General features: G+C 68.3%; 24 protein-coding genes. 17 read left to right on the top strand and 7 right to left on the bottom strand.

From position 1 onward, the window contains the following. Nucleotides 1-108: 108 nt before the first annotated feature. From gspE to IEQ11_RS19845, 13 genes are all read left to right on the top strand, one after another. Nucleotides 109-1,866: a type II secretion system ATPase GspE gene (gene gspE / locus IEQ11_RS19905; RefSeq protein WP_425479551.1), complete on the top strand. Its 1,758-nt coding sequence runs from the start codon at nucleotides 109-111 to the stop codon at nucleotides 1,864-1,866. A 116-nt stretch (nucleotides 1,867-1,982) separates the two neighbouring features. Continuing rightward, the gene (gene xpsF / locus IEQ11_RS19900) at nucleotides 1,983-3,200 is read left to right on the top strand and encodes a type II secretion system protein XpsF (RefSeq protein ID WP_036104727.1); all 1,218 of its coding nucleotides are present in this window, start codon (nucleotides 1,983-1,985) and stop codon (nucleotides 3,198-3,200) included. A 326-nt stretch (nucleotides 3,201-3,526) separates the two neighbouring features. Continuing rightward, nucleotides 3,527-3,973, top strand: a complete 447-nt coding sequence (gene gspG, locus IEQ11_RS19895) for a type II secretion system major pseudopilin GspG (protein WP_046659318.1) — start codon at nucleotides 3,527-3,529, stop codon at nucleotides 3,971-3,973. Between the two features lie 121 nt (nucleotides 3,974-4,094). Further along, the gene (gene xpsH / locus IEQ11_RS19890; protein ID WP_228464677.1) at nucleotides 4,095-4,562 is read left to right on the top strand and encodes a type II secretion system protein XpsH; all 468 of its coding nucleotides are present in this window, start codon (nucleotides 4,095-4,097) and stop codon (nucleotides 4,560-4,562) included. A gap of 65 nt (nucleotides 4,563-4,627) precedes the next feature. Then, nucleotides 4,628-5,062 (top strand): type II secretion system protein XpsI, encoded by a 435-nt coding sequence (xpsI, locus tag IEQ11_RS19885; RefSeq protein ID WP_247024619.1) that lies wholly within the window; start codon nucleotides 4,628-4,630, stop codon nucleotides 5,060-5,062. Next, complete coding sequence (locus IEQ11_RS19880; protein WP_247024617.1) at nucleotides 5,059-5,739, top strand: prepilin-type N-terminal cleavage/methylation domain-containing protein; 681 nt, start codon at nucleotides 5,059-5,061, stop codon at nucleotides 5,737-5,739. Before xpsI ends, IEQ11_RS19880 begins: the two co-directional genes overlap by 4 nt. Next, entirely contained in the window at nucleotides 5,739-6,662 is a 924-nt protein-coding gene (locus IEQ11_RS19875) for a type II secretion system minor pseudopilin (protein WP_051547089.1), read from the top strand. Before IEQ11_RS19880 ends, IEQ11_RS19875 begins: the two co-directional genes overlap by 1 nt. Continuing rightward, nucleotides 6,659-7,843 carry a PilN domain-containing protein gene (locus tag IEQ11_RS19870; protein WP_082124474.1) on the top strand — a complete coding sequence of 395 codons (1,185 nt, stop codon included), beginning with the start codon at nucleotides 6,659-6,661 and terminating at the stop codon, nucleotides 7,841-7,843. Before IEQ11_RS19875 ends, IEQ11_RS19870 begins: the two co-directional genes overlap by 4 nt. A 25-nt stretch (nucleotides 7,844-7,868) precedes the next feature. Then, complete coding sequence (gene gspM / locus IEQ11_RS19865; protein WP_036105013.1) at nucleotides 7,869-8,567, top strand: type II secretion system protein GspM; 699 nt, start codon at nucleotides 7,869-7,871, stop codon at nucleotides 8,565-8,567. Then, on the top strand, nucleotides 8,557-9,372 hold the full coding sequence (locus IEQ11_RS19860; RefSeq protein WP_036104718.1) for a hypothetical protein: 816 nt from the start codon (nucleotides 8,557-8,559) through the stop codon (nucleotides 9,370-9,372). Before gspM ends, IEQ11_RS19860 begins: the two co-directional genes overlap by 11 nt. 9 nt (nucleotides 9,373-9,381) lie before the next feature. Then, entirely contained in the window at nucleotides 9,382-11,628 is a 2,247-nt protein-coding gene (gspD, locus tag IEQ11_RS19855; protein WP_191822083.1) for a type II secretion system secretin GspD, read from the top strand. 342 nt (nucleotides 11,629-11,970) lie between these two features. Next, a complete protein-coding gene (locus IEQ11_RS19850) occupies nucleotides 11,971-12,810 on the top strand; it encodes a glycosyltransferase (RefSeq protein WP_191822082.1) in 840 nt (279 codons plus the stop codon). After that, a complete protein-coding gene (locus IEQ11_RS19845; RefSeq protein WP_191822081.1) occupies nucleotides 12,794-13,681 on the top strand; it encodes a glycosyltransferase family 2 protein in 888 nt (295 codons plus the stop codon). Before IEQ11_RS19850 ends, IEQ11_RS19845 begins: the two co-directional genes overlap by 17 nt. A gap of 460 nt (nucleotides 13,682-14,141) precedes the next feature. On the opposite strand, the gene IEQ11_RS19840 is transcribed toward IEQ11_RS19845, so the two are convergent. Next, nucleotides 14,142-15,113, bottom strand: coding sequence for an MBL fold metallo-hydrolase (locus tag IEQ11_RS19840; RefSeq protein WP_191822080.1), 972 nt, complete (start codon nucleotides 15,111-15,113; stop codon nucleotides 14,142-14,144). 102 nt (nucleotides 15,114-15,215) lie between these two features. On the opposite strand from IEQ11_RS19840, the gene IEQ11_RS19835 reads away from it, so the two are divergent. Next, nucleotides 15,216-16,085 carry a DUF1444 domain-containing protein gene (locus tag IEQ11_RS19835; RefSeq protein ID WP_191822079.1) on the top strand — a complete coding sequence of 290 codons (870 nt, stop codon included), beginning with the start codon at nucleotides 15,216-15,218 and terminating at the stop codon, nucleotides 16,083-16,085. Nucleotides 16,086-16,139: 54 nt separating this feature from the next. Here IEQ11_RS19835 and IEQ11_RS19830 read toward each other — a convergent pair whose 3' ends face one another. The 6 genes from IEQ11_RS19830 to lpxO form a co-directional block, all read right to left on the bottom strand. Beyond that, on the bottom strand, nucleotides 16,140-16,394 hold the full coding sequence (locus IEQ11_RS19830; protein WP_191822078.1) for a hypothetical protein: 255 nt from the start codon (nucleotides 16,392-16,394) through the stop codon (nucleotides 16,140-16,142). A gap of 11 nt (nucleotides 16,395-16,405) precedes the next feature. Next, nucleotides 16,406-17,218: an orotidine-5'-phosphate decarboxylase gene (gene pyrF, locus IEQ11_RS19825; RefSeq protein ID WP_191822077.1), complete on the bottom strand. Its 813-nt coding sequence runs from the start codon at nucleotides 17,216-17,218 to the stop codon at nucleotides 16,406-16,408. A gap of 142 nt (nucleotides 17,219-17,360) precedes the next feature. Beyond that, nucleotides 17,361-18,098, bottom strand: a complete 738-nt coding sequence (gene map, locus IEQ11_RS19820) for a type I methionyl aminopeptidase (RefSeq protein WP_036104713.1) — start codon at nucleotides 18,096-18,098, stop codon at nucleotides 17,361-17,363. Nucleotides 18,099-18,173: 75 nt separating this feature from the next. Then, on the bottom strand, nucleotides 18,174-18,581 hold the full coding sequence (locus IEQ11_RS19815) for a hypothetical protein (RefSeq protein WP_036104712.1): 408 nt from the start codon (nucleotides 18,579-18,581) through the stop codon (nucleotides 18,174-18,176). Nucleotides 18,582-18,713: 132 nt separating this feature from the next. Further along, nucleotides 18,714-20,375: an energy-dependent translational throttle protein EttA gene (ettA, locus tag IEQ11_RS19810; protein WP_036104709.1), complete on the bottom strand. Its 1,662-nt coding sequence runs from the start codon at nucleotides 20,373-20,375 to the stop codon at nucleotides 18,714-18,716. 520 nt (nucleotides 20,376-20,895) lie between these two features. Then, nucleotides 20,896-21,798: a lipid A hydroxylase LpxO gene (lpxO, locus tag IEQ11_RS19805; RefSeq protein WP_036104706.1), complete on the bottom strand. Its 903-nt coding sequence runs from the start codon at nucleotides 21,796-21,798 to the stop codon at nucleotides 20,896-20,898. A 293-nt stretch (nucleotides 21,799-22,091) separates the two neighbouring features. On the opposite strand from lpxO, the gene glyA reads away from it, so the two are divergent. The 3 genes from glyA to IEQ11_RS19790 all read left to right on the top strand — a co-directional run bounded on the left by glyA (nucleotide 22,092) and on the right by IEQ11_RS19790 (nucleotide 24,738). Beyond that, nucleotides 22,092-23,381 carry a serine hydroxymethyltransferase gene (gene glyA / locus IEQ11_RS19800; protein WP_191822076.1) on the top strand — a complete coding sequence of 430 codons (1,290 nt, stop codon included), beginning with the start codon at nucleotides 22,092-22,094 and terminating at the stop codon, nucleotides 23,379-23,381. After that, nucleotides 23,374-24,036 (top strand): energy transducer TonB family protein, encoded by a 663-nt coding sequence (locus IEQ11_RS19795; RefSeq protein WP_191822075.1) that lies wholly within the window; start codon nucleotides 23,374-23,376, stop codon nucleotides 24,034-24,036. Before glyA ends, IEQ11_RS19795 begins: the two co-directional genes overlap by 8 nt. A gap of 177 nt (nucleotides 24,037-24,213) precedes the next feature. Then, on the top strand, nucleotides 24,214-24,738 hold the full coding sequence (locus IEQ11_RS19790; protein WP_191822074.1) for an energy transducer TonB: 525 nt from the start codon (nucleotides 24,214-24,216) through the stop codon (nucleotides 24,736-24,738). Nucleotides 24,739-24,776 lie beyond the last annotated feature (38 nt).

The raw sequence follows: 24,776 nt of genomic DNA, 5'->3' as shown, positions 1-24,776 counted from the left end.
TCACAACGACGGGTTTTCGTCAGGGGTCCGCGGGTAGTAGAGACCGCGAACGAAACTGCTAAAGTCCAGGGTTCACGCGCTAGGGAGTTTCACGCGCAGGAGGGTGACTTGAACGCAGTAGCCGGCACCATCGATCCGTCCGCCAATACCGCCGCCTTGAGCGGCGGCGACATCCAGTTGGCGGTGGACGCACGCATCGTCGATGCGCTGGTGGCCAAGGGCCGCCTCAAGGAACCCGATCTGTCGCGGGCGCGACGGCTGCAGGAGGAAACCGGGGGCAGCCTGCTGGCCTTGCTGGCGCGGCTGGGTCTGGTGTCCGAGCGCGACCACGCCGAGACCGTCGCGGCCGCGCTGGACCTGCCGCTGGTCAGCATCAAGGACGCGCCCGAGCTGCCGCCCGAGGGCGTGACGCTGACCCTCAAGTTCATGAAGCAGTTCGCGATCTGCCCGGTCGGCGAAGGCGAAAGCCACGTCGAGGTGCTGATGGCCGATCCGCAGGACGCCTATCAGGTCGACGCGCTGCGTCTGGCCACCCAGCGCGAGGTCCGCCCGTTCGTGGCGCTGCGCTCGGAGATCGGCGACCTGATCGAGCGCTGGCACGGCCAGGGCCGCAGCGCGATGGGCGCGATCGTGGAAACCGCCGAGGGCGAGGGCGCGGGCGATCTCGACGATGTCGAGCATCTGCGCGACCTGGCCTCGGAAGCGCCAGTGATCCGGCTGGTGAACCTGGTGATCCAGCGCGCGGTCGAGCTGCGCGCGTCCGACATCCACATCGAGCCGTTCGAAAACCGCTTGAAGGTGCGCTACCGCATCGACGGCGTGCTGACCGAGGGCGAAAGCCCGCCGGCCAACCTCACCGCCGCGGTGATCAGCCGCATCAAGATCATGGCCAAGCTCAACATCGCCGAGCGCCGCCTGCCGCAGGACGGCCGGATCATGCTGCGGGTGCAGGGCAAGGAACTCGACCTGCGCGTGAGCACGGTGCCGACCGCGCACGGCGAGTCGGTGGTGATGCGTCTGCTCGATCGCGAAACGGTGGTGTTCGACTTCTACAAGCTCGGCTTCACCGACGAATTCCTGCCGCAGTTCCAGAAGGTGCTCGACCAGCCGCACGGGATCATGCTGGTGACCGGCCCGACCGGCTCGGGCAAGACCACCACGCTGTACACCGCGCTGAGCAAGCTCAACACCAGCGACGTCAAGATCATCACGGTCGAGGACCCGGTCGAATACCAGATCGAGGGCATCAACCAGATCCAGGCCAAGCCGCAGATCGGCCTGGATTTCTCGCACGCCCTGCGCTCGATCGTGCGTCAGGACCCGGACATCATCATGATCGGCGAAATGCGCGATCTGGAGACGTGCAAGATCGCGATCCAGTCGGCGCTGACCGGCCACCTGGTGCTCAGCACCCTGCACACCAACAACGCCGCCGGCGGCATCACCCGATTGCTCGACATGGGCGTCGAGGACTATCTGCTGACCTCGACCATCAACGGCATCCTGGCCCAGCGCCTGGTGCGCAAGCTCGAACCGACCCACGCCGAGCGCTACCCGGCCTCGCCGGAGGAAATCGAGAAATTCAATCTGCGCCGCTATCAGCCGCAGGGCGAGATCTGCCTGTACCGGCCGAAGCCGTCGGCGCTGGCGCCGAGCGGCTACCACGGCCGCACCACGATCATGGAATTCCTGGTCATGAACGACGACCTGCGCCGCGCGGTGATGCGTCACGCCGGCATGGGCGAGATCGAACAGATCGCGCGCGAGAGCGCCGGCATGCGCACAATGTACGAGGACGGCATCATCAAGGCGATGGCCGGCCAGACCACGATCGAGGAAGTGCTGCGGGTGACTGAGGATGCGTGATGCCGGGAATCGGAAATGGGGAATCGGGAATCGTGGTCGTCCCGACTCGCTGTCATCCCGCACGCTGACGCTTTCGCTCTGACCGATTCCCGACTCTCCATTCCCGATTCCCGTCTATGCCTCTGTTCCACTACAAAGCCCTGAACGCGCGCGGCGAAATGCTGGATGGCCAGATGGAGGCCGCCAGCAACGTCGAGGTCGTGCAGCGCCTGCAGGAACAGGGGCATCTGCCGGTGGAGGCCAAGCTCGCCTCCGAGGCCGGGGCGTCGTCGTCGTGGAAGGGGCTGTTCAAGCCCAAGGCGTTCACCGGCGCGCGGCTGGTGCAGTTCACCCAGCAGTTGTCGACCCTGCTCGGCGCGGGCCAGCCGCTGGATCGCGCGCTGACCATCCTGCTCGACCTGCCCGAGGACGAGGCGGCCAAGAGCACGGTCGCCGACATCCGCGACGCGGTGCGCGGCGGCACGTCGCTGTCGGTGGCGCTCGAGCGCCAGCACGGCACCTTTTCGCGCCTGTACATCAACATGGTCCGGGCCGGCGAGGCCGGCGGCAATCTGCACGAAACCCTGTCCCGGCTCGACGATTATCTCGAGCGCAGCCGGGTCATGCAGGGCCGGGTGATCAATGCGCTGATCTATCCGGCGATCCTGCTGTGCATGGTCGGCGCCAGCCTGATGTTCCTGCTCGGTTACGTGGTGCCGCAGTTCGGCCAGATGTACGAAAGCCTCGACGCCGAGCTGCCGATGTTCACCCAGGTGATCCTGTGGCTGGGCCTGTTCGTGCGCAATTGGTGGATCGTGCTGATCGCGGTGCCGGCGCTGGCGGTGCTGTGGTTCGATCGCAAGCGCCGCGACCCGGCGTTCCGCGAGGCGCTCGACGGCTGGCTGCTCAAGCGCAAGTTCGTCGGCGCGCTGATCGGCAAGATCGAGACCGCGCGCCTGACCCGCACCCTGGGCACCCTGGTGCGCAACGGCGTGCCGCTGATGACCGCGATCGGCATCGGCCGCAACGTGCTCAACAACCGGGTGCTGGCCGCCGACGTCGACGCCGCCGCCGAAGAGGTCAAGAACGGCGTGTCGCTGTCGACCGCCTTGTCCAAGGGCAAGCGGTTCCCGCGGCTGGCGCTGCAGATGATCCAGGTCGGCGAGGAATCCGGCGCGCTCGACGCGATGCTGATGAAGACCGCCGAGACCTTCGAGCAAGACACCGGCATGGCCCTGGACCGGATGCTCGCGGCGCTGGTGCCGATCGTGACCGTGGTGCTGGCCGGCATCGTCGGCACGGTGGTGATGGCGGTGCTGCTGCCGCTGTACGACCTCACCAACTCGATCGGTTGACCATGACCGACTCGCGCCCTGACGCCTTCGTCGCGAAGAACCGCCAGCGCCCGCGTGCGCCTTCCGAAGTTGAGCACCGGCTTGCCGCGACCGTGTCCGAAAGTCTGCGTTCCCGTCATGCAAAGGTCGCTACCGGTCACGCTTCGCCGCCTGTTCATGTGCCGGCGTTGAACGCAGGCTGTACCGACGCGACCGCGCGGCGGCGGCCGGTGAACTTTGCAAATCGTCGCGGAACAGAATTCCTGAGCAAGGCTCAACCCCGTCCGCGTCCGCGAGACGTTACCAGTCCAGCATTAGCCCGAATCCCCTCCTAACGGATGACCGACATGCGCAAATCCCGTTCGAACAGCCGCCGCCTCACCCGTTCCCCGTCTCCGGCCGGCCAGCGCGGCATGAGCCTGATCGAGATCATCATCGTGATCGTGCTGATCGGCGCGGTGCTGGCGTTCGTCGGCAACCGCGTGCTCGGCGGCAAGGACCGCGGCGACTACAACCTCGCCAAGGGCCAGGTGCAGACCCTGGCCGGCAAGATCGATTCGTTCCAGATGGACACCGGCCGCCTGCCGTCCTCGCTCGAGGAACTGGTCAAGGCGCCGGCCGACGCCAACGGCTGGCTGGGTCCGTACGCGAAGGACGCCGAGCTCAAGGATCCGTGGGGCCATCCGATCGAATACCGAGCGCCGGGCGAAAGCGGCCCCTACGACCTGGTCAGCTACGGCAAGGACGGCAAGGCCGGCGGCACCAGCGTCGACGGCGACATCAAGAACAACTGAGTAGTCACCGACTGCGCATCCAATGAGCATCCGCCCGCGGCACAGTCCCTCCGCCCGAGGAGGGCGAGGGGACCCGGCCGCGGCGCACAGCGCACGCGCGGGTTCGCGCGCGCGCCTGCCGATGCCGGCGCGCGCGGCCCGTCGCCAAGGCGGCATGTCGCTGCTGGAAATGCTGCTGGTGATCGCGTTGATCGCCGGCATCGGCGTGCTGACGGTGGGCATGATGAACGGCGGCATGGCCGGCATGCAGTTGCGTTCGGCGTCCAAGGAAATCGCCTCGCAGCTGCGTTACACGCGCAGCCAGGCGATCGCGACCGGGCGCTCGCAGAAGTTCACCATCGATCCGGCCGCGCATACCTGGACCGCGCCGAACGGGCGCAGCGGCGATATTCCCAAGGCGCTCGGCATCGTTTTCACCGGTGCGCGCGAAGTCCAGCCGCGCCGCGGCGAAGGCGCGATCATGTTCTTCGCCGACGGCGCGTCCACCGGCGGCCGGGTCAAGCTCAGCGCCAAGCAGGCGGCGTGGAATGTCGACGTGGCCTGGCTGACCGGCGAAGTCAAACTCAAGCGCGGCGAGGCGCCGCGATGAACGCGCGGCGGCCGTCGTCGCCCGATTCGGTGCGGTCGGCGCGATCCTCGCGTGCGGCGCGCGGCGTGCATCGCGCAACATCGCTGCGCCAGCATGGCTACACCTTGCTCGAAGTGATCGTTGCGTTCGCCTTGCTGGCGATGGCGCTGACCTTATTGCTGGGCACCTTGTCGGGGGCGGCCAAGCAGGTGCGCTGGTCCAGCGACGCCGGCCGCGCCGCGTTGTACGCGCAGTCGCTGATGGATCAGGTCGGGGTCGGGCAACCGCTCAAGCCGGGCCAGCGCAGCGGCGATTTCGAAAACGGCCGTTATCGCTGGACGCTCGGCGTCGCCCAATGGCGCGACCCGCTGCCGGCGTCGTCGTCGCAGCCGATCGATCCCAATGCGCCGCGCCTGTTCGAAGTGCAGCTCGCGGTGGAGTGGGGCGACGGTGGAGCCGGCCGGCGTCTGTTCCTGCGCTCGTTGCGCAGCAGCGCGGCGTCGAACGAGGTGTCGTTGTGAGGCGCGCGCGGCGGTTCGCGCGATCGCGGCCGACGGCGCAGGCGCGCGGCTTCACCCTGATCGAGGTGTTGCTGGCGATGGTGTTGCTGGTCGCCGGCCTGACCCTGGCGTTCGCGACCTTGTCGGCGGCGACCAAGACCGCCACCCGCGGCGAAGTGCTCGCCCAGCGCAGCGAGCGCGAACGCGCGGTCGAAGGCTTCCTGCGCAAGCGCATCGCCGCGACCCGGCCGATTCCGTTCGCGTTCGACCAGAGCACCGCGGTGCCGCAGCGTTTCGTCGGCGAACCCGATCGCCTGCGTTTCGTCGCCGACCTGCCCGATTACCTCGGCCAGGGCGGCCCCTATCTGCACGATTTCGCGATCGAGACCGACGGCGACCAGACCCGCATGGTGCTGTCGCTGTCGATGGTGCTGGCCGGCGAGACGATCAAGGAAGCGCGCGAGCGTCCGCCGGAGCTGTTGGTCGATGGCTTGAAGTCGGCGCGTTTTCGTTATCGCGCGATCGATCCCCAGCGCGGCCAGTTGGGCGAATGGCAGGAACGTTGGCAAACCCCGGATCAGCTGCCGTTGTTCGTCGAAGTCACGCTTACCGATCGCGATGGCCGCGATTGGCCGCCGCTGATCGTCTCGCTGCCGCTGGCCACCGCCTCGGCCGGCGGTTTCGTGCCGGAGCTGTGATGGGTCCGCGCGCCGTCGTCGCAGTCTCTCTCGCGGCTCGCCGCGGCGCGCGCGGCGCGGCGTTGCTGCTCGTGATGTGGATGATCGCGCTGCTGACCGCGCTGATCGGCGCGTTCGCGCTGAGCGCGCGCACCGAGAACCTGCAGGGCCGGGTGATGGTGCGCGGCCTGGTCGCGCAGAACGCGGCGCGCGCCGGGCTGGAGTACGCGATGACCCGGGTGGCGATGACCGATCAGAAATTGCAGTGGCAGCCCGACGGGCGCCCGCATCGCTGGACATATGGCGATGCCAAGCTGGAGATCACCATCGTCGACGAGAACGGCAAGATCGATCTCAACCAGGCCGACGCGGCGCTGCTGACCGCGTTGATCCAGGGCGCGGGCAAGCTCGAGCAATCCGAGGCGGCGCGACTGGCCGCGGCGATCATCGACTGGCGCGATGCCGATACCCTGACGCAGCCGGCCGGTGGCGCGGAAGATGCCGACTACGCGTCGGCGGGACGACCTTATGGGGCCAAGGATGCCGAATTCGAAAGCGTGGCCGAACTGGAGCAGGTGCTGGGCATCACTCCGGCGCTGTATGCCAGGATCGAGCCGCACGTCACGGTTTACAGCGGCCGGACCCGGCCCGAGCCTGCGTTCGCATCGGTCGAAGTGCTCAATGCTATGGGGATGAATGGCGCCCAGCTTGTCGAGCAGCGGCGCAGAACGCAGCCCGGATCACAGTTGCCGGGTGCGGGGGGCGGTGGCGAACTCGCCGGCCTCGTCGGCGAACGCAGCGGAACCTATAGTATCGACAGCCGTGCACGGCTGGCGGATGGCCGCGAATCGGTGTTGCGGGTGGTCGTGCGAGCGGGGGGGAGTCCCTTACCGGGAATGACCTACACACCGCTGCGTTGGGAGGAGGGAGCTTCATCACGATGAACTCGCAAGTTGCCGAAAGCCGGTTGGGCGCCAACCGGTTGAGAAGTCTGAGCGCGCGGCTTGCACCGGGAGCGGGCGGCTTTTTCTCGTGGTGGGGACGCACCCTCGCCTCGTGGTTGCCGCTGCGCGCGCGTCAGGCGCTGGGCGTGGATCGCGGTCGCCTGCTGTTGCAGGTCGACGGCGACAGCGTGCATCTGCGCCTGCAGCAGGGCAGCGAAGTGCGCGATCTGGCGGTGCTGCCGAGCCTGGCCGATCTCAATGCGCCGGCCGAGGCCGGCGCCGGGACGATCGTGGCCGACCCGCTGGCGCCGTTGCTGCCGCCACGCATCGGCGATCTGCCGCGGTGGCTGTTGTTGCCGCCCGCCGCCAGCCTGCGTCGGCGCTTGACCTTGCCGGCGGCCGCGGCCGATCGGCTGCGCGATGTGGTGGGTTTCGAAATCGACCGGCAGACCCCGTTCACCGCCGACGCGGTCGCCTACGACGCGCGCGTGCTCGCGCGCCGCGACGGCGACGGCCAGCTCGACGCCGAACTGGTCGCGGTGCCGCGCCAGGCGCTGGATCCGCAGCTGGCCAAGATCGGCCCGCTGGCCTCGACCCTGTCGGGCATCGAAGTGGCCGGCGCCGACGGCGTGCCGCTCGGCGTCAACCTGCTGCCGCCGTCGCAGCGGCGCACCCGCAGCGACCCGTTCCGTTTCTGGAACCTGGCCCTGGCCGCGGTGGCGCTGTTCGCGCTGGCCGCGGCGATGTGGCAGGTGCTGGAAAACCGCCGCGCCGCGATCGACGACCTGCAGCAGACCATCGCCAAGAACGCCGCCGCCGCGCGTCAGGCCTCGACCCAGCGCCAGCAGCTGGTGGATCTGATCGAAGGCCAGGCCTTCCTCGACCGCACCCGCGCCGCGCGCCCGAGCACCGTGGAAATCATCGACGAACTCAGCCGGCGCATGCCCGACACCACGTATCTGGAAAAACTCGCGATCGAAGACGAGAGCCTGCTGATGATCGGCCTGAGCCGCGAGGCGTCCTCGCTGATCGGCAAGTTGCAGGGCACCAAGCTGTGGCGTTCGCCGGCGTTGACCGGCGCGGTCCAGCCGGACCCCGCGACCAATCGCGACCGCTTCACCCTGACCGCCGAGATCGGCCCGCCGAAACCGCAGACCCCGGAGGCCGCGCGTGGCCCCTAAGTCGACCGTGGCCGCCGCGTCGGGCATGAACCGTCTGCGCGCATTGACCGCCGACCGCGACCGCTGGCTGGCCCTGGGCCTGCTGCTGGGCGCGCTCGCCATCGCCTATGCGGTGCTGATCCACCCGTGGTGGACGGTGCCGATGATGGAAGCCGGTGATTCGCTCGAAAGCCTGCGCGAACGCGAACTGCGCCAGCGCATGGAGCTCAAGCAGGCGCCGCAGATCAAGCAGCGCCTGGAACTGGTGCGCAAGCAGCAGGAAACCCGCCCGGGCTTCCTGCCCGAGGCGACCGCCGAACTGGCCACCGCCGGCCTGGTCCAGCGCCTGGAGACCGTGGTGCTGCAGGCCAGCCCCGGCAATCGCAGCTGCGGCATCGTCAACCGTTCGCCCTTGGCCGAACCGCGCCGCGACCGCTACGCGCGCGTGGTCGTGCAGGTGCGCCTGCGCTGCGGCGCGCCGGAAACCGCGGCGGTGCTGCATTCGCTGGAAAGCGGTTCGCCGCGGCTGTTCGTCGGCAATCTCAATCTGTTGTCGACGCGCGGCTATTTCGTGCCCGGCACCGCCGGCCCGGCCAACGACGGCGGCCTGGACGTGAGCTTCGATCTGTACGGCTACCTGCGTCCGACCCCGGCGCCCGCGCCGGCCGCCGCGGCGCCCGCGAGCGCTGGCGCGGCTGATGCCGATCGTCCCGAACCCGCCGCCGGAGCCACCGATGCGCCTTGACGACGCCAGCCCGCGCACCTGGTTGCTGGCCACCGCGGCCGGCTGGGCCTTGCTGACCTGGGTGTTGGCCCTGGCCGGCATGGGGCGCCAGGTCGATCCGCTGGCCGAAGACCCGGCCCTGGTCAAACCCTTGCCGCAGGTGCAGAAGAGTCCGACCGACACGCTCGGCCCGCTGAGCCAGTACGGCGAGATCGCCTCGCGCCCGTTGTTCGTGGACGACCGCCGGCCCAAGCCGTTCTTCATGCAGGGCAAGGGCGAGGGCGAGAACCAGGCGGCCACGTTCGACTACCTGCTGACCAGCGTGCTGATCACCCCGCAGTTGTCGATGGCGTTTTTGCAGCCGGCCGACGGCAGCGAGTCGGTGCGGGTCAAGCTCGGCGAAGTGCCCGAGTCGCACCCGGCCTGGCGCCTGACCTCGCTGGAGCCGCGCCGGGCGGTGTTCGAAGGCCCCGAGGGCCGGCGCGAACTCGACCTGCGCATCTTCAACGGCCAGGGCGGGCAGCCGCCGACCGCGGTCGCTTCGCCGCCGCCGGGCAGCCCGGGCGCGCAGCCGATCGGACGCACCGTGCCGCCGGCCGGGCCGATCGCGCCGCCGCCGCCGGCCAATCGCTCGCCGCAGATGTCGCAGACCCCGCCACCGCCGTCGCAACCCTCACCGTCACCGAGCGCAGCACCGACCGACAGCAATACCTCCGCGCCGCTCACCGAGCAGGCGCAGATGGAAGCCATCCGCAAGCGGATCGAGGCGCGACGCGCGCAACTGCGGCAGCAGCAAGCCGCTCAACCCCCGGCCAACACGCCGTAGAGTGAACGCATGAAGCTACGTTCTCAGCAATACGCCACCCATGCCCTGGTCGCGGCGATCATCGCCACGCAGTTGGCCTCGTGCGCCAGCGTGGTGTCGCCGCGCGTGAAGCGCGAAGGCGATCCCGCCGCGCTCAAGGGCCCGCAGACCGAGCAGGCGGGCGCGCGCCTGACCCATAACGGCGTCGAGCAGGAGCCCCTGGAAAGCAAGGCCGACGAGGGGGGTCCCAAGGCGCAGATCCGTCGCGGCACCGGCCAGACCATCAACCGCGGCGCCGCCTCGCGGCCGCCGCCGGGCTTGCCGGCGACCACCGGCACGGCCAGCTTCAACTTCGAGGGCGAGTCGGTGCACGCGGTGGTCAAGGCCATCCTCGGCGACATGCTCGGGCAGAACTACGTGATCGCGCCGGGCGTGCAGGGCACGGTCACCCTGGCCACGCCGAAGGAAGTCAGTTCGGCCGAAGCGCTGAACCTGCTGGAGATGGTGCTGAGCTGGAACAACGCCCGCCTGGTCTACACCGGCGGCCGCTACAACGTCGTGCCGGCCGATCAGGCGCTGGCCGGCAACGTCGCGCCGAGCACCAATTCGGCCGCCTCCGCGCGCGGCTTCGAAGTGCGCACGGTGCCGTTGAAGTTCATCTCGGCCACCGAGATGGAAAAGATCCTCAAGCCGTACGCGCGCCCGAACGCGATCGTCAACGTCGACAACTCGCGCAACATCATCACCGTCGGCGGCACCCGCGCCGAGCTCGAGAACTACCTGCGCACGGTCGAGGTGTTCGACGTCGACTGGCTGTCGGGCATGTCGGTCGGCGTGTTCCCGCTGCAGTCGGGCAAGGCGACCAAGGTCGTGGCCGATCTGGAGAAAGTGTTCGGCGAGCAGAGCAAGTCGCCGGTCTCGGGCATGTTCCGCTTCATGCCGCTGGAAGGCGCCAACGCGGTCATGGTGATCACCCCGCAGGCCGATTACCTCGACGACATCAAGGACTGGCTCGACCGCATCGACAGCGCCGGCGACAACGTCCAGCTGTACACGATGGAACTCAAGTACATCAAGGCCAAGGACCTGGCCGACCGGTTGTCGGAAGTGTTCGGCGGACGCGGCAGCGGCGGCAGCTCCGGCGGCGAAGGCGCGCCCTCGCTGATGCCGGGGCTGGAGTCGACCGAACTGCGCGACAACGGCAGCGGCACCTCCAGCGCCGACATCGGCAAGAGCAGCGACGGCAGCTCGGATTCCAGCAGCGGCGGCGGCAGCGGCCTGGGCGGCGGCGCGTCGCTGGGGACGCGGCAATCGGGCAACGGCGCGGTCACCCTGGAGGTCGACGGCAGCAAGGTCGGCGTGGCCGCGGTCGAGGAAACCAATTCGATCCTGGTGCGCGGCAATCCGCAGTCCTGGCGTTCGATCCGCAACGTGATCGAAAAGCTCGACGTGATGCCGATGCAGGTGCACATCGAAGCGCAGGTCGCCGAAATCGAGCTCAACAGCGGCCTGGAATACGGCGTGCAGTGGTTCCTCGAGCGCGCGACCATCGACAACGGCTTCGGCGATCTCAATCGCGACACCAACCCGCTGGTGCCTCAGAAGTGGAGCACCATCGCCGGCAGCATCGGCGGCAAGAGCGGCGACGGCCTGGCCTGGTCGTTGATCAAGAACAACGCCGCGGCGGTGCTGTCGGCGTTGGACAAGGTCACCGACGTGCACATCCTGCAGACCCCGTCGGTGTTCGTGCGCAACAATGCCGAGGCCACGCTCAATGTCGGCGCGCGCATTCCGATCGAATCGGTCTCGGTCAACACCGGCACCGGCAACAACAACACCTACAGCCAGGTGCAGTACCTCGACACCGGCGTGATCCTCAAGGTGCGTCCGCGGGTCAGCCGCGACGGCATGGTGTTCCTGGACATCGTGCAGGAAGTCAGCTCGGTCGGCGCGCCGCTCAATTCGGGCAGCACCAACGTCACCATCAACACCAAGAAGCTCAAGACCGAAGCGGCGGTGCAGAGCGGCGAGACCGTGCTGCTGGCCGGCCTGATCGCCGACCAGACCGATCGCGGCTCCAGCGGCCTGCCGGGGCTGAGCCGCATTCCGGTGCTGGGCGGCTTGTTCGGCAAGCAGAACTCCAAGACCTCGCGCCGCGAAACCATCATCCTGTTGACCCCGACGCTGGTGCGCAATCCGCAGGAATCGCGCGATCTGACCGACGAGTACAGCCGTCGGTTCCGCTCGATGGAGCCGCTCAATCCCAAGAAGAAGTAAGCACCCGGCGCGGATGCCTCCGCGCCGGCGGCGGATCGGACGGGGCCGGCATCGCCGGCCCCGTTTGCGTTGGAGCGTCCGGATAAATCAACGCGCGTCCTGCCTTTGCCTTTCCCCCCTTTGCAAAAGGGGGGCAGGGGGATTCGCTTTTTGCCCGCGAACTCCCAACCCCGCCATCACCCGCCATCGCCCTCGATCGCGCACACTATGCGCGTCCCTTACGAACGCGCAGATGCCCGAACGTCAGCACCCGTCCGCGCTCCACCCCGCCGCGCCGCCGTCCGCGCGCGGCGCGGCCGCAGTCGCGCCGCCCACCGCCCGCGTCATGCACGCGCCAGCGCCATGAGCGAACTGCCGATCGTGGTGGTGCCGGTCGGCGTCGACGACGACGCCCTCGACGCCTGCCTGGCCGCGCTGGAGCTGTGCACCCCGCCGGGCACGCGCGTGTGGCTGGCCGACGACGCCCAATCCGGACCGCGCGGCTACGCCATCATCGAACGCTGGCTGCAGCGCACCGCGCTCAAGGCCGATTACAGCCGCCGCCAGCGCGGCATCGGCGAGGTCGCGCACCTGGACGAAATCCTGACCGCCTGCGGCGAGGCCGACGTGGCCGTGCTCGCCGCCGACGCGGTGCCCGCGCCGGGCTGGCTGTCGCGCCTGAGCGCGAGCCTGGCGGTCGATCGCGCGATCGCCTCGGCCACGCCTTGGTGCAACGCCGGCGAAGCCGCCGCGTGGCCGCGCATCGGCGAGATCGCGCCCTTGCCCGATGCCGGCGACGCCGAACGCCTGGCCCGCGCGCTGGCGCAGATGCCGGCCGCGCATCCGGAACTGCCGGCGGCGATCGGCCACGCGGTGCTGCTGCGCGGCAGCGCGCGCCGCCGCGCCGGCGGCCTGGACGCGGCCAGCTACGGCTCGTGGTACGCCGCGCTGACCGACCTGTCGCTGCGCCTGTCCGGCCTGGGCTGGCGCAACGTGCTGTGCGATACCGCCTACGTCGCCCGCCTGGGCGAAGGCCATCCGAGCGACGGCGACATGGACGCGCTGGCCTCGCGCTGGCCCGACTGGCATGCGCGGCTGGCGAATTTCCTGATGCACGATCCCCTGCGCGAATTGCGCCAACACCTCGCCGAACGCCTCGAACGCGTCGGCCCACCGGAACCGCAACGTGACCTCTTCCTCTGATCCGCGCCCGCTCCCGGCCCGCGCGGAATTCCAGGCGATCGTGGTCAGCTACCGCAGCGCCGCGACCATCGACGAATGCCTGAGCCGATTGCGCGAGTGCGCCGGCGTCGCCGCGATCCGCGTCGTCGACAACCAATCCGACGACGGCACCCTGGAAATCGTGCAACGCCATGCCTCGCTCGACCCGCGCCTGCGCTTCGTCGCCAATCCCGACAACCCCGGGTTCTCGGTCGGCTGCAATCAGGGCGTGGCCGAACTGGAACCGGCGCGCGACGACGACTGGCTGGTGTTCGTCAATCCCGACTGCATGGTCGAACCCGACACCTTCGTGCGCCTGCACGCGCTGGCCGCGCCGCTCGGCGATGCGTTGCTAAGCGCCGATCTGGTCAACGAACACGACGAACGCGACGCCGCGGTGCGCCGGCGCGATCCGGACTTCGGCGCGATGCTGGCCGGCCTGCTGCGTCCGTGGGCCGCGCCGAAAATGGCGGTGGCGCCGGACGATAGCCAGGAACTGCAGTCGGTGCAGGCGACCTCGGGCGCGTTGATGCTGATGCCGCGGCGCTTGTTCGCGCGTATCGGCGGATTCGACGAAGGCTATCGCCTGCACGCCGAAGATCTCGACCTGTGCCGGCGCGTGCGCGATAGCGGCGCCACCGTCGCGGTCGCCAACCACGTGCGGGTGATGCACGTGCGCGGCGTGTCCAGCCGCTCGCGGCCGTTCTTCGTCGAATGGAACAAGCACCGCGGCCTGTGGCGCTACTTCAGCAAATTCGAAGCCCCGCGCCGCGGCGCGCTGGTGCGCGCGGGCGTATTCGCGGCGATCTGGTTGCGGTTTCCGATCGCGGCCTTGCGCGCGGCGTTTCGTTGAGGGCGAGTCGCATTGCGTCGCGCAGACTCCATCGCGCGTGCCCTCATCCGCCCTTCGGGCACCTTCTCCCGCTTGGCGGGAGAAGGGAACAGAGTCCGAGCGGGATTCACCGCCACCGCGCGACGAGCCCCTCTCCCGCGGCGCGGGAGAGGGGTTGGGGTGAGGGCGTGGTGCGCGGGACGTTGCATCGGCCTCGTAGACTCCATCGCGCTCGCCCTCATCCGCCCTTCGGGCACCTTCTCCCGCTTGGCGGGAGAAGGGAACAGACTCCGAGCGGGATTCACCGCCACCGCGCGACGAGCCCCTCTCCCGCAGCGCGGGAGAGGGGTTGGGGTGAGGGTATGGGGCGCGAGACATTGCATCGGCCTCGCAGACTTCATCGCGCTCGCCCTCATCCGCCCTCCGGACACCTTCTCCCTCCTGACGGCAGAAAGACAGGCAGGTCGCCCCGTCGCCTTCCTCACAGCTCCATCAAATCCCGCCCGATCACCAATTCACCCTTGAAATACGGCGCCACCGCCTCGCGCCAGACCTCATCGGTCAGCGTCGCGTCGCCACCGGGCACGAAATGGGTCAGCACCAAGGTCTTGACCCCGGCCTGCGTCGCCAAGCGGCCGACCTGCTCGGTGGTGGTGTGGCTGTCGAGCAGATGCTGGCGCAGCCGCGCGGCCTGCGCTTCGCTGGCGATCAATCGCTCCAGCGCCGGCAGATACATCACCTCATGCACCAGCACGTCGGCGCCGCGCGCCAGTTCAACCAGGGCCGCGCTGGGCCGGGTGTCGCCGGAAAACACGATCGAGCGATCCGGGCAGTCGAAGCGGTAGGCGAACGCCGGCGTCATCGGCGGGTGCTCGACCAGCGCGGCGGTGACCTTGACCCGATCGTCGCGCATCACCACGCCGCCGTGACGCAGCTCATGCGGCCGGATCAGCGGCGCCAGCGGCGGCCGGCCTTCGTCGGCGATGCGGGTGCGGATGTCGGTGTCGTTGAGCTGCAGGAAGCGCCGGGTCATGCGCTTGAGCGGCGGCGGCCCCCAGGCGTCGACCGGGCGGCGCAGATCCGCGGCCCAGGCCAGCCACAGCAGGTTGCCGTAGTCGGCGTTGTGATCGGAATGGTGGTGGGTGATGAACACGTCGCCGATCGCGCCGAGCGACAGCCCGGCCAGCGCCATCTGCCGGGCCACGCCGTTGCCGCAGTCGACCACGTAGACCGCGTCGCCGACCACCACCGCGTTCGCCGGCGCGGCGCGCAGCGCCTTCGGGGTCGGTCCGCCGGCGGTGCCGAGCAGGATCAGGCGCGAGCGCCCGGCCGGCCCGCTCGCGGCGGTGCCGGCGGCGGCGAGCGCGGGCAGCGCGCGGGTGCCGAGCGCGGCGCCGGCGGCGAGGGCAGCGGCGAGCAAACGCCGGCGGGTGCGATCTGTGCGTCGGTCCATGAGCGCAGCCTAGCCGCTCACCGGGAATGTGACGATTGTGAGTACGGCCGCCCGGGGCACGGGTCGTATAGTCGGCCGACCAACGACCACAGGGAATCGGTCATGTCCATCTTCAGCAAATTGTTCGGCGGCAAGCGCGACCAGGGCGGGCCCGCGCACCCGATGGATCTGCACAGCTTCGCCGACCGCTACGCGGCCGCGTTGCGCGCGGCCTGGCCGGAGGCGCAGCTGAGCATCGCCCACGGCGCGCTGGTGTCCGACGCGCGCATCGACTGGTCGCTGCCGGACGGCTTCAAGGCCACCCATTTCCTCGGCAACAGCTATCAGCGCTACCTCGACGCGCCCGAGTCGCTGGAGGCGGTGTTCGCCGACCAGATCGCCTCGGCGCGCGACGTGCAGCGCGGCCTGGACCGGCCCGCGGCGCTGGACGTGGCGACCATCCTGCCGGTGCTCAAGACCCGCGGCTGGCACGAGATCGCCTTGCAGCAGGCGCGCTCGACCGGCGCCGGCGACCGCATCCCCTTCATCGTCGAGCCGCTGGCCGGCGACCTGGTCCTGACCTATGTCGAGGACACCCCCGATTCGATGAGTTTCCTTTCGCCGGCCGACGCCGAACGCGGCGGCCTCGACGGCGAGGCCCTGCGCGCCCAGGCGCTGAGCAACCTGAGCCGGTTCCTGCCGGAGTTGAAGGTGCAGGGCGCCGACGGCCGCTTCGTGGCGCGGCTGGACCGCAATTACGACGCGAGCATGGTGCTGTTGTTCGAGCACTGGAGCGAACGCGTCCAGGTGCAGGGCGATCCGGTGTTCGCGATCGCCGCGCGCGACGAGGTGATGGTCTGCGGCAGCGAGGATCGCCAGAGCGTGGATTCGCTCAAGGACATCGCCGCGCAGATCGCGCAGTCCTCGGCCTACAACCTGTCGGATGCCTTGTTCGTGCATCGCGACGGCGAGCTGCGGGTGTTCGCGGACTGAAGATCGCGAACGCGGTCGGTGCATCGCGCACCGGCCGCGCGATCGGCCGCTCTTTCAATCCGCCGCGGCGACCAGCGAAGCGGCAAGCGCATCGAGTTCGTCGTGCGAAAACGCGGCGACGGCCTGCAATTCCGCGCCGTAGGCCAGGTCGTATTTCAGATTGAAGCGGCGGCCCTGATAGCGGCACGCGAACACTTCGGCCTCCGGCATCATGCCGCGATGGAGCAGTTCGATCCGGCCCAGGTCGTACAGGCGCTGCACCGCCGATTCGACCTGCGCCAAGGACAAAGCATCGAGCCCGGCGTACATCGGCGTAGCCGTCAGCGGTAACGGTTGATCTGATCGCGCAGCGACTTCGCCGCGGCCGCCGCGGCGTCGGCGTAATCCTCGCCGCTGGACGCGTACAGGATCGCGCGCGAGCTGCTGACCATCAGGCCGGTGCCGTCGGCGGTCTTGGCGTTGCTCACCACCGCCTCGACATCGCCGCCCTGCGCGCCGACCCCGGGCACCAGGAACGGCACCTCGCCGACGATCGCGCGCACTTCGCGCAGCTGCGCCGGCCAGGTCGCGCCGACCACCAGCGAACAATTGCCGTGGCCGTTCCACTCGCGCGCGACTTTCTCGGCGACGTGCTGATACAGCGGACGCCCGTCGACCAGCAGGTCCTGCAGATCGCCGGCGCCGGGATTGGAGGTGCGGCACAGCACCACCACGCCGCGATCGGCGCGATCGAGGAAGGGCTGCACCGAATCGCGGCCGAGGTAGGGATTGGCGGTGACCGCGTCGGCCGCGTAGCGATCGAAAGCTTCGCTGGCGTAATGCTGCGCGGTGCTGCCGATGTCGCCGCGCTTGCTGTCGAGGATCACCGGGATGCCCGGGTGATTCGCGTGGACGTAGGCGATCAGGCGTGCCAACGCATCCTCGGCGCCCAGCGCGGCGAAGTGGGCGATCTGCGGCTTGAACGCGCAGGCGTACTGCGCGGTGGCGTCGACGATGTCGCGATTGAACGCGAACACCGCATCGGCGTCGGCGGTGAAACGCACGGGGAACTTGGCCGGCTCGGGATCCAGGCCGACGCAGACCAGGGTGCCGGCCTGTTGCCAGCGGTCGCGCAGTGTCTGCATGAAGGTCATGAGGTGGATCCTTTGTTCGGGAATCGGGAATCGGGAATCGGGAATCACGAGTCGAAGTTGAGTTGGAACCGGAGTCGAAGATCGGAAGCCTCGGCCTTTGCTTCTACCGATTCCCGATTCACCATTCCCGATTCCCTCCCCATCACGTGACGACGATAGGCTCCCCCGACGTCACCACCACCGTGTGCTCGAACTGAGCCGCGAAACCGCGCCGGCAGCGCATCGCCCAGCCGTCGTCGCCTTCGTCGGTGTGGGTGCAGTGGGTCGCCAGGAACGGTTCGATCGTGATCACCATGCCCTCGTGCAGGCGGCGGGTGTCGCGCGGGTCGTAGTAGCCGGGGATGTTGCCCGGGGCTTCGTGCAGGGCGCGGCCGACGCCGTGGCTGCCGAGGTTGCGGATCACCCGCAGGCCGCGTCGCGCCGCCACCGTTTCGACGGTGCGGCCGATGCTGTTGAGCAGGTTGCCGGCGCGCAGTTGCGCGATCGCGCTGTCGCGCGCTTCCAAGGTCGCGTCGAGCAGTTTCTGCTGGGCCGCGCTGGCGGTGCCGACCACGAAGCTGCCGCCGGTGTCGGCGAAGTAGCCGTCGAGTTCGGCCGAGACGTCGATGTTCACCAGGTCGCCGTCGCGCAACACGCTGGCGTCGGGAATGCCGTGGGCGGCGACCGAGTTGATGCTGATGCAGGTTGCGCCGGGGAAGTCGTAGGTCAGCTGCGGCGCCGAACGCGCGCCGGCCTCGCGCAGCATCGTCGCGCCGATCGCGTCGAGATCGCGCGAGACCGCGCCGGCGACGGCGGCTTCGCGCATCGTGGCGAGGATGGTCGACACCAGCGAGCCGGCGCGGCGCAATCCCTCGAGTTCGAAGGCGTGCAGTACGGTCATGGGGTCATCCTCGGGTCCGGCTCGGGTGTGCGTGCATGATCGCGCAATGCGCGTGCTCTGGGCGTGCCGACGCTCTCACGTCAGGCCGCGGATCAGCAGCGCCAGGGCCACGCTGGTCACGGTGGTGACCGCGGCGATGATCGCGCTGTCCTTGAAGCTGGTGTGCAGCGCCAGCATGAACGCGGCGATGAACGAGCCCAGCAGAATCGCCAGGATCACGATCGTGCCGGCGCCCTGGAACTGGGTGATGCCGGTGGACGCGCCGAAGCTGAGCAGGCCGAAGATCACCAGCACCGGCGCGATCGCCGCGTAGATCACCGCCCAGGCGGCTTCGCCGTAGCTCACCGCGCAACCGACCAGCTTGTCCGCGCTGATCCGCACGGTCACGGTGGTGACGGCGAACCAGGCGCCGAGTTTCATGGCCGCTTCCGGCGCGAACGCCAGCAGCGCGATGAAGGCGAGGATCGGCAGAAGGATCGGCATGACGGGTACTACTCGAGCGGGTACGAATGGATTGCGAATGTCGCGGTCGCGGTCGGCGCCGCGCGTGGACATCGCGCCGCAGGGTCCGCACAACGAATCGGGCCGCGTCGATCGACGCGGCCCGATGGGGTCTTACTTGAGCGCCTTGAAACGCAGGCGGTGCGGACGCGCGCCTTCTTCGCCGAGACGACGCTTCTTGTCGTCCTCGTACTCGCGGTAGTTGCCCTGGAAGAACTCCACGTGCGAGTCGCCTTCGAAGGCGAGGATGTGGGTAGCGATGCGGTCGAGGAACCAGCGGTCATGCGAGATGACCACCGCGCAGCCCGGGAACTCGAGCAACGCGTCTTCGAGCGCGCGCAGGGTTTCCACGTCGAGGTCGTTGGACGGTTCGTCGAGCAGCAGCACGTTGCCGCCCTGCAGCAGGGTCTTGGCCAGGTGCAGACGGCCGCGTTCGCCGCCCGACAGCGTGCCGACCATCTTCTGCTGATCCTGGCCCTTGAAGTTGAAGCGGCCCAGGTACGCGCGCGACTGGATTTCCACGCCGTTGATGTTGAGGATGTCGGCGCCGCCGGAGATTTCCTGGAACACGTTGTGGTTGCCGTCGAGCTTGTCGCGGCTCTGGTCCACATAAGCGATCTTGGTGCTCGGGCCCTTGACGATCTCGCCCTTGTCCGGGGTTTCCTGGCCGGTGACCATCTTGAACAGGGTCGACTTACCCGCGCCGTTCGGCCCGATGATGCCGACGATCGCGCCGGCCGGGATGATGAAGCTCAGGTCGTCGATCAGCAGACGATCGCCGAACGACTTGGACACGTTCTTGAACTCGATCACCGAGTTGCCCAGGCGCTCGCCCGGCGGGATGAAGATCTCGTTGGTCTCGTTGCGACGCTGGTATTCGACCGAGTTGAGCTCCTCGAAGCGCGCCATGCGCGCCTTGCCCTTGGTGCGACCGCCCTTGGCGTTGCTGCGCACCCACTCGAGTTCCTTGGCCAGCGCCTTCTGGCGGGCCTTTTCGCCGGACTCTTCCTGCTTGAGGCGCTCGGACTTCTGTTCCAGCCAGGCGGTGTAGTTGCCCTTCCACGGGATGCCCTTGCCGCGGTCGAGTTCGAGAATCCACTCGGCGGCGTTTTCGAGGAAGTAGCGATCGTGGGTGACGGCCACCACGGTGCCGGTGTAGCGGGTCAGGAACTGCTCCAGCCATTCGACCGATTCGGCGTCGAGGTGGTTGGTCGGTTCGTCGAGCAGCAGCATGTCGGGCTTTTGCAGCAGCAGCTGGCACAGCGCGACGCGACGCTTTTCGCCGCCCGACAGCTTGCCGATGATCGCGTCCCACGGCGGCAGGCGCAGCGCGTCGGCGGCGACTTCCAGCTGGTGTTCCAGGGTGTGCGCATCGCCCGAGGCGAGGATCGCTTCCAGCCGTTGCTGTTCGGCGGCGAGCTTGTCGAAGTCGGCGCCTTCCTCGGCGTAGGCGTCGTAGATCTTGTCGAGCGCGGCCTGCGCGCTGAGCACGTCGCCGACGCCGACCTCGACCGCTTCGCGCACGGTGTGTTCGGGGTTGAGCTGCGGTTCCTGCGCGAGGTAGCCGACCTTGATGCCGGTGGCCGGGCGCGCTTCGCCGGTGAAGTCCTGGTCGACGCCGGCCATGATCTTGAGCACGGTCGACTTGCCGGCGCCGTTCAGGCCGAGCAGGCCGATCTTGGCGCCCGGGAAGAACGACAGCGAGATGTCCTTGATGATCTGACGCTTCGGCGGCACGGTCTTGCTGACGCCGTTCATGGTGTAGATGTATTGCATGCGAACTCCGAAGCAGGGGCGTGCCGAGCCGGGCCGGGTAGGGCCGGAGGGGGCGGACGGGAAACGGGAATTATCCCGCAGGCGCTGGCTGGGTTCCAGCGCGGGGGATGGCGGGGTCATACAGATTGTGGCGGCGGGGCGGGGATTCAAATGGCCGGCGTGAAGTGTTTCGGGTCGCGCGGGAGGCGTAGTCGCCCTCTACGGTGGCGAGTTTCCGTTGCAACTGGGCGAGGCTTACAGGCTGTCAATGCCGCGCAGGCAGAGACTTCAGCGTCATCTTCCAGGACGTCATTCCCGCGAAAGCGGGAATCCAGTGACTTCAGGCGTTCTCGCACGAAAGGCCCTGGATGTTCGGCTCCGCCGAAGTGAAGCGGAGCCCGCCTTCGCGGGAATGACGGTAGGGAAGTACGTTAAGACGGGGAGTGGGGCGCTTCGGACAGCTTGCGCAACCGGCAGTGATGGAGCTCTAGGCTCTATCCGATTCCCGATTCCCGATTCCCGATTCCCGATTCCCAGCCCCTCAAACCCAAACAATAAACGCCACCACCGCCACCACCGCCGCGTACTTGAAGAAGTAATACGTCCCCTTGCTGCGCTCCTTCAGCCCCTTGGCCTTCAGGCGCAGGCTGTAGAAGTACTTGAACGCCTTGTTGATCCCGCCGGTCTTGTCGCCTTCGTTGTTCGGCGAGGCGCCGGCCGCGATCAGGCGCTTGGCGATGAAGCGGTTCAGCCCGCGCGCCCAGCCCCAGCGCATCGGCCGCTCGATGTCGCAGAACAGGATGATGCGGTTCTGCTCCGAGCCGTTCTGGGCCCAGTGGATATAGGTTTCGTCGAACATCGTCCATTCGCCGTCGCGCCAGCTGTAGCGCTGGCCGTCGACGTCGATGAAGCAGGCGTCGTCGTTGGGCGTGTCCAGGCCCAGATGCAGGCGCAGCGAGCCGGCGTAGGGGTCGCGGTGCGGGCGCAGCTCGCCGCCGGGCGGCAGCTCGGTGAACATCGCCGCCTTGACGCTGGGCACTTCGCGCAACAGCTGGGTGGTGACCGGGCACAGCTCGGCGGCCGAGGGGTGGGCGTCGTCGTACCACTTCAGGTAGAAGCGCTTCCAGCCGCGGCGGAAGAACGAGTTGAAGCCGACGTCGTTATAGCCTTCGGCGGCCTTGATCTGCTGCAGCTCGCGCAGGTGCAGGGCCTCGGCGCGGATCTCGCGCCAGCGCGCGCGCAGCGGCTCGAGTTCGGGGAAATACTGGTCCGGGCTCAGGTACGGGCTGGTCGGCACCCGCGAGCAGGCGTACATCAGCACGTTGATCGGCGCCATGAAAGTCGAATGGTCCAGCAACTGGCGGCCCAGGCGGTGGCGTACCCGGCCGCGGTAGTGCACATAGACCGCGCTGGCGAGGAACAGGAAGACGAAGACCCATTTCATGGTCGCAATATCCGGAACTGAAGCTGTCATAGTCGGGGCCGCCGTGAGCCTGGCGGCCGGACCGGCCGGTGGGGGCGGGCCCTGAGGGTTGAGCGACGGTCATTGTCCGCCGGGTCGGGCGCCGGTGGCAGCCCTGCCTTGGCGGTTGGCCGCCATACGCCCCTAGGCTAACATTTCAAGTCTTGCGTCAAGCCACCCCCGCATTAACGGGGCGCGGCGGCCGCTTCTCGCCACCGCCCGGCCTGTCCCCGAGGTTCCTCCCCCCTGTCCGCTCTTTCTCCGAGGCTCCGCGAATGTTCCCCAGCCACACCCGTATTGCCGGATTCGATGACGAACTCGCCCAGGCCATCGCCGCCGAGGCCCGCCGGCAGGAAGACCATGTCGAACTGATCGCCTCGGAAAACTATGCCAGCCCGCGCGTGCTCGAGGCCCAGGGCAGCGTGCTGACCAACAAGTACGCCGAAGGCTATCCGGGCAAGCGCTATTACGGCGGCTGCGAATTCGTCGACATCGCCGAGCAGCTGGCGATCGACCGGGTCAAGGAATTGTTCGGCGCCGACTACGGCAACGTGCAGCCGCATTCGGGCTCGCAGGCCAACCAGGCGGTGTATTTCGCCCTGCTCAATCCGGGCGACACCATCCTCGGCATGAGCCTGGCCCACGGCGGCCACCTCACCCACGGCGCCAAGGTCAACGCCAGCGGCAAGCTGTTCAACGCGATCCAGTACGGCGTCAACGAACAGGGCCTGATCGATTACGACGAAGTCGAACGCCTGGCCCTGGAGCACAAGCCGAAGATGGTCGTGGCCGGCTTCAGCGCTTACTCGCAGGTGGTCGACTGGGCGCGTTTCCGCGCTATCGCCGACAAGGTCGGCGCGTATCTGTTCGTCGACATGGCCCATGTCGCCGGCCTGATCGCCGCCGGCGTGTACCCGAGCCCGGTCCCGCATGCGCACGTGGTCACCTCGACCACCCACAAGACCCTGCGCGGCCCGCGCGGCGGCATCATCGTGGCCAAGCGCTGGGAAGGTTCGGTCGACGCCGGCAGCGGCGCGGTCGATTTCGACGAGATGCAGAAGAAGCTGCAGAGCATCGTGTTCCCGGGCATCCAGGGCGGTCCGCTGATGCACGTGATCGCGGCCAAGGCGGTCGCGTTCAAGGAAGCGCTGGAGCCCGAATTCAAGGAATACCAGGCCCAGGTCGTCAAGAACGCCCAGGCCATGGCCAAGACCATCATCGCGCGCGGCTACAAGATCGTTTCGGGCGGCACCGAAAACCATCTGATGCTGGTCGACATGATCGGCAAGGGCATCACCGGCAAGGACGCGGAAGCCGCGCTCGGCCGCGCCCACATCACCGTCAACAAGAACGCGGTGCCCAACGACCCGCAAAAGCCCTTCGTGACCTCGGGCCTGCGCATCGGCACCCCGGCCGTCACCACCCGCGGCTACAAGGAACCCGACTGCGTGGCCCTGGCCGAGTGGATCTGCGACGTGCTCGACAACCCGAAGGACGAGAACGTCATCGCCGGCGTGCGCGAGAACGTGACCAAGCAGTGCGCGCAGTTCCCGGTGTATGGCTAAACCGCTGCTCCGATCGGCGGCGCTCGGTTGGCTTGCATGCGTAAGCGTGCACGCCGCCGAAGCTCCGCCGGGCGGAGATTCCGCCGCGCCCGTCATCGTGTACAAGACGCTGACGCCGGCGGAGGCGAAGGAAGCGATCGTGGTCGCGCCGCCTTCGCCGCCGACGCCGTCGAACCGGCCGGACTTCAGCCAAGACATTGGCATGACCGAGACCTACTACATCCCGGCCTGCCAGATGGGCATGCAGGGAGGCAAGTACCGGGCCAGTTGGCGCGAAATTTCGGATTTCCACGCCAGGAATCGGGTTGTGTGGTTGTCCGACGACGATCGCTACGGGGCGCCGGACTGGTATGCGCAACCCGGAAGCCGCGCGCCGGAGCCCGACAATCGTCCCGACGCGGCGTATCCCGCCGCGGCCGGCGAAAAGGTCGGCGAGGTCGTGGTGAAGGTCATCATCGACGCCAAAGGGCGTACCCGCGACGCCATCGTGATCTGCAGCAACGACACCGTGTTCGACGCGCCCGCGCTCGCATTCGCCAGGAAAGTCGCGTTCAAGCCCGCGCTGCGCGATGGCCGGCCGGTCGCGGATTATGGCAATGTGAGCATGCGGTTTTACCCGGACGGGCCGAAATACGGGTTCCGGCGGCACAAATGAACCGATTGCATGGCCCTGGCCGAGTGGATCTGCGACGTGCTCGACAACCCGAAGGACGAGAACGTCATCGCCGGTGTGCGCGAGAGCGCGACCAGGCAGTGCGCGCAGTTCCCGGCGCATGGCTGAGCGACGGTCCGCGCGTTTGAACAACGCGCGGCCAGTGGCGGCGGCTGCCCGATGACCGCGATCGGGCGGCTGTGGTTTTCGGCAATCCTTGGCCTCTGCGGCCCGGTGTGGGCTGCAGGCCAGATCCCGCCCCCGCCGGAACCCGAGCCTGAGTCCATCGAGGCGCCCCCATGGGTGCCGCAGGAGACAGCGGTTTTCCGGGAGGGGCGGTATCGGGCGAGTTTCTTTTGCGCGAACAAGCAAACGACTCGCATCGACGAGGCCGATTTCCAGGAGTTTCTGCGCCGGTACGACGAGAATTCACTGCGCTTGCGTCTGGCCCCCTCTTTCCGGCCGCAAGCCGGCACACTAGACCTCGTGTATCCCGAAGGGCAGGAGCAGTCCGCCGATGTCGTCTTGCTTCTGGCCGTGGATGCGTCCGGCGCGGTCCGCGAGGCGCGGGTATTGTGCAGCACCTCCACCCAGTTCCACGATGCGGCGTTGCAAGCGGTAAAAGGCGCGAGATTCACGCGCCCGTACGATCAGGCGCCGACGGAAGTGGGGTTTTTCAAGATCAAGTATCGGCTGCCGGATTGAGTAAAGTGGTCCTGTCGCTCGGCTAACCGGATTACTCT

Source organism: Lysobacter capsici, from assembly GCF_014779555.2.
Lineage (GTDB): Bacteria > Pseudomonadota > Gammaproteobacteria > Xanthomonadales > Xanthomonadaceae > Lysobacter > Lysobacter capsici.
Note: the sequence above shows the minus strand (reverse complement) of the source record. Positions and strands in the feature narration are given on the sequence as shown.